7 protein-coding genes are annotated in these 8,394 nt (G+C 51.8%); 4 read left to right on the forward strand and 3 right to left on the reverse strand.

Going from position 1 to position 8,394, the window contains the following annotated elements:
* Positions 1–350 precede the first annotated feature (350 nt).
* On the reverse strand, positions 351–1,544 hold the full coding sequence (locus tag OGY72_RS21350) for a BaiN/RdsA family NAD(P)/FAD-dependent oxidoreductase (RefSeq protein ID WP_008786394.1): 1,194 nt from the start codon (positions 1,542–1,544) through the stop codon (positions 351–353).
* Positions 1,545–1,773: 229 nt separating this feature from the next.
* Between OGY72_RS21350 and pitA the strand changes: the two genes are divergently transcribed.
* Positions 1,774–3,273, forward strand: a complete 1,500-nt coding sequence (gene pitA, locus OGY72_RS21355; RefSeq protein WP_003827471.1) for an inorganic phosphate transporter PitA — start codon at positions 1,774–1,776, stop codon at positions 3,271–3,273.
* A gap of 64 nt (positions 3,274–3,337) precedes the next feature.
* Here the strand turns inward: pitA and uspB are convergent, their stop codons facing one another.
* Positions 3,338–3,673, reverse strand: coding sequence for a universal stress protein UspB (gene uspB, locus OGY72_RS21360; protein ID WP_003023371.1), 336 nt, complete (start codon positions 3,671–3,673; stop codon positions 3,338–3,340).
* A gap of 393 nt (positions 3,674–4,066) precedes the next feature.
* On the opposite strand from uspB, the gene uspA reads away from it, so the two are divergent.
* Both uspA and dtpB read left to right on the forward strand, forming a co-directional pair.
* A complete protein-coding gene (uspA, locus tag OGY72_RS21365; protein ID WP_003023368.1) occupies positions 4,067–4,504 on the forward strand; it encodes a universal stress protein UspA in 438 nt (145 codons plus the stop codon).
* A 281-nt stretch (positions 4,505–4,785) separates the two neighbouring features.
* Positions 4,786–6,258, forward strand: a complete 1,473-nt coding sequence (gene dtpB / locus OGY72_RS21370) for a dipeptide/tripeptide permease DtpB (RefSeq protein WP_003827469.1) — start codon at positions 4,786–4,788, stop codon at positions 6,256–6,258.
* A gap of 87 nt (positions 6,259–6,345) precedes the next feature.
* On the opposite strand, the gene OGY72_RS21375 is transcribed toward dtpB, so the two are convergent.
* On the reverse strand, positions 6,346–6,849 hold the full coding sequence (locus tag OGY72_RS21375; protein WP_003023361.1) for an RrF2 family transcriptional regulator: 504 nt from the start codon (positions 6,847–6,849) through the stop codon (positions 6,346–6,348).
* 232 nt (positions 6,850–7,081) lie between these two features.
* Here OGY72_RS21375 and OGY72_RS21380 point away from each other — a divergent pair, with 232 nt between their 5' ends.
* Positions 7,082–8,281, forward strand: a complete 1,200-nt coding sequence (locus OGY72_RS21380; protein ID WP_286549310.1) for an NAD(P)/FAD-dependent oxidoreductase — start codon at positions 7,082–7,084, stop codon at positions 8,279–8,281.
* Positions 8,282–8,394 lie beyond the last annotated feature (113 nt).

Consider the following 8,394-nt stretch of genomic DNA (forward strand, 5'->3'; position numbering starts at 1 on the left):
GAACAGCTATTCAGCGGGAGATTCCATCCGGGATAAGAAGGAATGAGAAACAATGGCCAGAGAGCAGACAGGCATGTAAGCAACCTGCGCCGCGAAGGAAGTGAATGATGAAAATGCTGTGAAATCGGGTAGTAATGTTGTCATCATCAGCGTTCCTGGCCGGAAATGAAACACGCATACTCATTACTGCTGTCTATTGAATACTACCACCTGGATTCAATATGTCTATTCGGTTGTAGCAGGTATGTTGCAGGCAGAAAATCGTGCCCGGCAATTCCTTCACCGAGCAAATTTCACAAGTGAGTTTTATTTAAAATGCAGCGGATACACGCTCAACGTATCGTCTTCGCTTATTCAGATACCAAATCCTGTGCGCATGCCCAGGCACTCGACCACGCCCACTGGAAGTTATAGCCTCCCAACCAGCCGGTGACGTCCATCACTTCGCCGATAAAGTAGAGCCCTGGCACTTTGCGGGCTTCCATCGTGCGCGATGACAGCTCGTTAGTATCGACACCACCCAACGTGACTTCAGCGGTACGATACCCTTCCGTACCGTTCGGCTGCACCCGCCACTCGGTCAGCGTTTCAACCAGCGTCTGTTGATCGCGCACGTTAAGCTGCTTCAGAGACACGTCAGGAATTTGCCCTAACTGCTGCAAGCATTCCACCAGACGCTTTGGCAACTGCATTGCTAAGGTGTTCTTTAAGCTCTGGTTAGGATGTGCGCTACGTTGTTCGTCGAGGAAGCTCGCAAGGTCAACATCCGGCAACAAATTAATGCTGACAAATTCGCCTGGCTGCCAAAAACTGGAAATCTGCAAAACAGCTGGGCCCGAAAGTCCTCGGTGTGTAAAGAGCAGATTTTCACGAAATACGGTGCCGTCTTCGGCGGTGATAACGGAGGAGACCGACACGCCAGAGAGCACCTGAAGCTGCTCCAGCAGTGGCTTATGCAACGTAAAGGGCACCAGTCCCGCGCGCGTTGGCAACACCTTCAGACCAAACTGTTCGGCAATTTTATAACCAAACGGCGTTGCCCCCAGACCCGGCATGGAAAGCCCACCTGAAGCGATAACCAGTTTTTTCGTGCCGACCGTCATGCCATTCAGTTCGAGGGTGAAACCTTCATCATCCTGCACCACGCTCAGGACTTCGCTCCGTAACCGCATAGTTACGTTACCTTTTTCACACTCGTCTACCAGCATATCGACAATTTGCTGAGCGGAATCATCGCAGAACAGCTGACCCAGCGTTTTTTCATGCCAGGCAATACCGTGTTTGCCCACCAGGTCGATAAAATCCCACTGCGTGTAACGCGCAAGTGCCGATTTGCAAAAATGGGGGTTTTGGCTCAAATAGGCGGCCGGTTCGACATAAAGATTGGTAAAGTTGCAGCGTCCCCCGCCAGACATGAGAATCTTGCGCCCTGGCTTTTTACCATTATCAATCAGCAGTACTCGACTACCTGCTTGTCCTGCCTGCGCGGCACAAAACATACCCGCTGCGCCAGCGCCTATAATAACGGTATCAAACCTTTCCACGTTGCGATCCTCTCTAAAAAGCGGGTGTGAATTGTAAAGATTCCTCAGTGGTCGCACCAGCACCAAACTACCGATAAAGGGTATTTAACTGAAATATATAGGATAATTCTTTAGTGGTGTAAAACAAAGCAGGAGACAAATCAAAAAAACTCTATATTTCACTTTGCCCGCGCCGCCAAAGTCACTGATAATGCGCCGCGTTCATGTCCTCAAAATGGCGTAACGTCCTATGCTACATTTGTTTGCTGGCCTGGATTTACATACCGGGCTTTTACTATTGCTTGCTCTGGCTTTTGTGCTGTTCTACGAAGCAATTAACGGCTTCCATGACACAGCCAATGCTGTCGCAACCGTGATCTATACCCGTGCAATGCGTTCGCAATTGGCGGTGGTCATGGCTGCGTTGTTCAACTTCTTTGGTGTTTTGCTGGGTGGTCTCAGCGTGGCGTATGCCATCGTGCATATGCTACCAACGGATCTGCTGCTTAATATGGGATCGTCACATGGCCTTGCCATGGTGTTCTCCATGCTGCTGGCGGCAATTATCTGGAACCTGGGTACCTGGTACTTTGGTTTACCTGCATCCAGCTCCCACACGCTGATTGGCGCCATTATCGGTATTGGTTTAACCAATGCACTGATGACCGGCACCTCGGTGGTGGACGCACTTAACATTCCGAAAGTTATCGGTATTTTTGCTTCGCTTATCATCTCGCCAATTGTTGGTCTGGTGGTTGCTGGCGGTCTTATTTTCATTCTGCGTCGCTACTGGAGCGGTACAAAAAAACGTGCCCGTATCCACCTGACGCCAGCAGAACGTGAAAAGAAAGATGGCAAGAAAAAGCCGCCGTTCTGGACCCGTATCGCACTGATCCTCTCCGCTATCGGCGTAGCGTTCTCTCATGGCGCTAACGACGGGCAGAAAGGCATTGGTCTGGTGATGCTGGTGCTGATTGGCGTAGCGCCTGCAGGATTCGTGGTGAATATGAATGCTTCCGGTTACGAGATTACCCGTACCCGTGATGCAATCAATAACGTCGAAGTCTTCTTCCAGCAGCGTCCTGACCTGCTTAAACAGGCCACAGGCGTAGACCAGCTGATTCCGTCCCCGACGGACGCGGCACCCGCGACGACGACAGAGTTCCATTGCCACCCGGCGAATACCATCAACGCGCTGGAACGTGCGAAAGGTATGCTGGCGAACCTGGAAACCTACGACAAATTAAGCGTCGAACAGCGTGGTCAGCTGCGCCGTATTATGCTGTGCATCTCTGATACCACCGATAAAGTGGTTAAGCTGCCTGGCGTAAGCGCTGACGATCAGCGTCTGCTGAAAAAACTGAAAGCTGACATGCTGAGCACCATTGAGTACGCGCCTATCTGGATCATTATGGCCGTCGCACTGGCGCTGGGTATTGGTACGATGATTGGCTGGCGTCGTGTTGCCACCACCATCGGCGAGAAAATCGGTAAGAAAGGCATGACTTATGCCCAGGGGATGTCGGCTCAGATGACCGCCGCAGTCTCTATCGGTCTCGCCAGCTACACCGGTATGCCCGTTTCCACCACCCACGTTCTCTCTTCTTCCGTTGCGGGGACGATGGTTGTTGATGGCGGCGGATTGCAGCGTAAAACGGTAACCAGCATTCTGATGGCCTGGGTCTTCACCCTGCCAGCTGCGATTATTCTTTCCGGGGTGCTGTACTGGCTCTCCCTGAAGCTTATCTAAGCGAATGCACGGTAAAAAAGCGGGTCAGGAAGCTGACCCGCTTTTTTTGTATCTGTTGTTGGCATCAGTGCCAGATAATCAGAGCAACCATGCTGATTAGCACCAGGCCGCATAGCGCGCTGGTGAGAATGAACTGACCGCGAACCCGCTCACAGCGGCGAATAAATTCATCATCATGATGATCGCGGTAACGCTGAGCGTAGATATACCACACCAGGCGCATCTGCTTGTTCGGTTGCCCATGCGAGGTAAAAAAGCCCCCTCCATCAACATACTGGTAAAGCAATGGATCGCAACCACGAAGTACCACTAACAGTGCGCGTAGCGAAGAAAAATAGCGCGCCATATTAACAATGCAAACGACACATAAAGCCCAGAATAATGCAATGGTGCTTATCATACCTCCTCCCCGGCGACCCGCCCACGGAACTCCTTTCCGGGACTACCGCTCCCCGATACCCTGCCAAACCATTCAATGAAGAGTGCAGCCGAAACCGTTCGTGTTAGTATCACGCATCCGAACGCCTCTTTAGATAGTGTAGGAGATTAGTTAATTTTTTTGCCATAAGGTTAATCGCTATCAATGCAATTAACTAAAAAATTTGTTTAACTATTTGGCAAGCAAGGCGGATTGACGGATTATCCTGGTCGCTATAATGTAAGGATAGTCCTTATATGGTACGTTTTTTACGACTGGGCTAGCCCCGCGCACAAGGTTCGCAGGACGCGGATGACGCGGCGGCATATAACGCCAGCAGGCTAGTCATCGACAACTTATGGAAGGAGTAACACTATGGCTTATAAACACATTCTTATCGCGGTTGATCTTTCTCCGGAAAGCAAAGTTCTGGTTGAAAAAGCGGTTTCTATGGCGCGACCTTACAATGCTAAAGTCTCCCTTATCCACGTTGACGTAAACTATTCCGACCTGTACACCGGGCTCATCGACGTGAATCTGGGCGACATGCAGAAACGCATTTCTGAAGAAACCCACCACGCGTTAACCGAGCTGTCCACCAATGCAGGCTACCCTATCACCGAAACCCTGAGCGGTAGCGGCGACCTGGGTCAGGTTCTGGTTGATGCCATCAAAAAATACGACATGGATCTGGTCGTCTGTGGTCACCACCAGGATTTCTGGAGCAAACTGATGTCCTCCGCGCGCCAACTGATCAACACCGTCCACGTCGACATGTTGATTGTTCCGCTGCGTGACGACGAAGAAGCATAAAATGCTTGCCGCCGGAAGTTAACCCGGCCCACTGCAAGTCGTTAAGCCTGTAAACGCCCGCCTTCGCGGGCGTTTTTGTTTTTATCATTCGGTCACAATTAGTACATCAATCCAACAAACAAATCATAATTAGTGTGATCAACTAATTGGATCGAAAACTATCTCTATAATACTCTACCCTTGCGGCCAATAACCGCAGTCTATAACAAAATAAGACTTTTTCGGCGCGTTTAAGCATACGCGTTCATACTTTTCGGGATGGCTTTGAAAGGCGATGGAATATGAATAAAACTGCACCTACGGGCTTGCTGCAGCAACCTCGTCCGTTCTTCATGATCTTCTTTGTGGAATTATGGGAACGATTTGGCTATTACGGCGTACAGGGCATCCTGGCGGTATTTTTTGTTAAGCAGCTCGGATTTTCACAAGAACAGGCATTTGTCACCTTTGGTGCCTTTGCGGCACTGGTTTACGGCCTGATCTCGATCGGCGGTTACGTCGGCGACCACCTGTTAGGCACCAAGCGCACGCTGGTACTCGGTGCCATTGTGCTGGCAATCGGCTACTTCATGACCGGGATGTCGCTGCTTAAGCCGGATCTAATCTTTATTGCTTTGGGTACCATTGCCGTTGGTAACGGGCTATTTAAAGCCAACCCGGCAAGCCTGCTGTCAAAATGTTATCCCCCGAAAGACGCCCGTCTGGACGGTGCTTTCACCCTGTTTTATATGTCGATTAACATCGGTTCGCTGCTGTCACTGTCGCTGGCGCCGGTGATTGCCGATAAGTTTGGCTACGCTGTGACTTACAACCTGTGCGGAGCCGGACTAATCGTCGCGCTGCTGGTCTACTTTGCCTGCCGCGGAATGGTGAAAAATATCGGCTCTGAGCCAGACCATAAGCCACTGAACTTCCGTAACCTGCTGTACGTGCTGGCCGGTACGGTAGTGATGGTATTTATCTGCGCCTGGCTGATGCACAACGTGCAGATTGCCAACCTGGTGCTGATCGTCCTGTCGATTGTCGTGACCATCATCTTCTTCCGTCAGGCATTCAAACTGGATAAAACCGGGCGCAACAAGATGTTCGTGGCCTTTATCCTGATGCTGGAAGCGGTGGTGTTCTACGTGCTGTACGCGCAGATGCCGACATCGCTGAACTTCTTTGCGATCAATAACGTACACCATGAAATTCTTGGTTTCGCCATCAACCCGGTGAGCTTCCAGGCGCTGAACCCGTTCTGGGTGGTACTGGCGAGTCCGGTACTGGCCGCAATCTATACCCGTCTGGGCAACAAAGGCAAAGACCTGACCATGCCGATGAAATTTACGCTCGGTATGTTCCTGTGCTCATTGGGCTTCCTGACGGCCGCCGCTGCCGGGATGTGGTTTGCCGATGCACAAGGGCTGACGTCGCCGTGGTTTATCGTGCTGGTGTATCTGTTCCAGAGCCTGGGTGAACTGCTGATTAGCGCCCTGGGACTGGCTATGGTCGCTGCTCTCGTGCCACAACATCTGATGGGCTTCATTCTTGGGATGTGGTTCCTGACGCAGGCCGCGGCCTTCCTGATGGGGGGTTATGTCGCTACGTTCACCGCCGTACCAGAGAACATCACCGACCCGCTGCAAACGCTGCCTATCTATACCAACGTCTTCAGTAAGATTGGCCTTGTCACCCTGGCCGTAACGGTCGTGATGGCGATTATGGTGCCATGGCTGAATCGCATGATTAATACGCCGAGCACCGAGCAATAACCTTCAGTGCCGGATGGCGGCTATTGCCCCTGTCCGGCCTACATTCAACATGCCCGGTCGCCTTGCGCTATCGGGCATTTTCACTCACTACCCTTTACGCGCGTCTATCCACTCCTGCACTTCCACCACAAAAGTGTCCGGCGCTTTGCGGTACATTTTGCGCGCCAAGTCCAGAATCGTATGCTGGCCGAGCGCTTCTTCCATTCGCTGCTGGGCCATGTCCATTACCGAACGCACGCCACAAATGCCTTCACAGGCCCACTCCGGTGGATGTTCCTCAAATACCGCCAGCCGCTGGCGAATTTCACGACACTCAAAGATGCGCTTATCGCCATCAATAGCATTCACCACATCCAGCACCGTGATGTGTTCAGCGGGTTTAGCTAACTGGAAACCGCCACCTTTGCCTTCAATGCTGCGCACCAGACCCGCTTTGGACAGACGGGTGAAAATTTTTGCCAGATAGTCATACGGTACGCTTTGCAGTTCGGCTATTTCCCGCACGCTCATATCCCGCGCGTCGCCCTTACTGTCGACCATACACATCAGGCTATGAATGCCGTACTCAACTCCCGAACTGTAGAATGCCATTCTCTTATCTCAGCCAAAATGAATCTGAGTTTATTGTAGCTTTTTCATCTCATTCATTCCAGACAGCAAAGTAACCCCTTTTCACAACAGAACTTTAAATGCATATTTATCAATCAGATAATCAAAAAACACCACCCTTTGAGGCAAAAAGGATCTCGATCGCATTGCAATTCCTAACTACGACAAATAAAATCCGAGTAAATAATTCGTAGTCACCAGTGAGAAAACCCCAATGCGTAAACAAATTCTGATCGTGGGCACCGGCTTTGCCGGTATGTGGGCAGCATTAAGCGCCGCACGACTAGCGGATAAACATCAGCAGGCCATTGATATTACAGTAATTGCGCCACAGCCGGAGCTGCGTGTCCGCCCACGCTTTTATGAAAGCGCCGTTCATACGCTGGTCGCACCACTGCAACCGTTGTTTGACGTTACCGGCGTCAACTTCCTTCAAGGTCACGTCGAGCAAATCCTCCCGGACTCTAAAGAGGTAAGCTGGAAAGATGCCAATGGTGACATTCATCTGCACCGCTATGACCGCCTGGTGCTCGCCAGCGGAAGTCACGTAAACCGCGACGCCGTGGCCGGTGCCGCCGAGCACGCGTTTGACCTCGACCAACTTGAGAGCGCCGCCGTACTGGAGCAGCACATTCACGATCTGGCATTACAGCCGGAAAGTGAGGCTCGCAATACGGTCGTGGTCTGTGGTGGTGGTTTCACCGGGATAGAGATGGCGCTGGAATTACCGGGTCGTTTGCGCGAAATATTGGGCGCTGATGCTAAGACCAGAGTTGTCGTAGTTGAACGCGGTGCTCAGCCAGGCGGACGCTGGAGCCAGGAATTACGTGACGTGATTATCGAAGCCTCTGCTGAACTGGGCGTCGAGTGGCTGCTCAATGCGGAAGTAGAGTGCGTAGATGCCTCCGGCGTCACGCTGAAAAATGGGCAGGTGATTGCCTCTCAAACGGTTATCTGGACCGTCGGCGTACAGGCTAATAGCCTGACAGCACAGATTAATGCCCCGCGCGATCGCCAAGGCCGTCTGCATGTGAATACCAATCTGCAGGTTGTGGGTCACGATGATATCTACGCCACTGGCGATGTGGCCTATGCCGCCACCGACGACAAAGGCAACCATGCGTTAATGACCTGTCAGCACGCGATTTTGTTGGGTAAATTTGCCGGTAATAACGCTGCGGCAGACCTGTTAAACGTAACACCACTGCCATATCGTCAGGAAAACTACGTCACCTGCCTGGATCTTGGTGCCTGGGGTGCGGTGTATAGCGAAGGATGGGATCAGCAGGTGAAACTGACGCGCGCAGAAGCGAAGAAGCTGAAGGTGTCGATTGTCAGCGAGCTGATTTACCCACCGAAAGCAGACCGAGCAGTAGCATTTGAGATTGCCGACCCGCTGGCACCGTTTGTTTAATGGATAATGCCGGATGCGGCTAACGCCTTATCCGGCCTACAAAGACACGCTGTCGTAGGCCTGATAAGCGCAGCGCATCAGGCAATTCAGCGCACCAAGCCGGGATGTGGCCT

Source organism: Citrobacter sp. Cpo221 (assembly GCF_030332345.1).
In the GTDB taxonomy this organism is placed as follows: Bacteria; Pseudomonadota; Gammaproteobacteria; order Enterobacterales; family Enterobacteriaceae; genus Citrobacter; species Citrobacter portucalensis.

Bases quoted from the DNA above. Each gene is read 5' to 3' on its own strand.
- pitA (WP_003827471.1), top strand. From the start codon at position 1,774: ATGCTACATTTGTTTGCTGGCCTGGATTTACATACCGGGCTTTTACTA.
- uspB (WP_003023371.1), bottom strand. From the start codon at position 3,673: ATGATAAGCACCATTGCATTATTCTGGGCTTTATGTGTCGTTTGCATT.
- uspA (WP_003023368.1), top strand. From the start codon at position 4,067: ATGGCTTATAAACACATTCTTATCGCGGTTGATCTTTCTCCGGAAAGC.
- dtpB (WP_003827469.1), top strand. From the start codon at position 4,786: ATGAATAAAACTGCACCTACGGGCTTGCTGCAGCAACCTCGTCCGTTC.
- OGY72_RS21375 (WP_003023361.1), bottom strand. From the start codon at position 6,849: ATGGCATTCTACAGTTCGGGAGTTGAGTACGGCATTCATAGCCTGATG.
- OGY72_RS21380 (WP_286549310.1), top strand. From the start codon at position 7,082: ATGCGTAAACAAATTCTGATCGTGGGCACCGGCTTTGCCGGTATGTGG.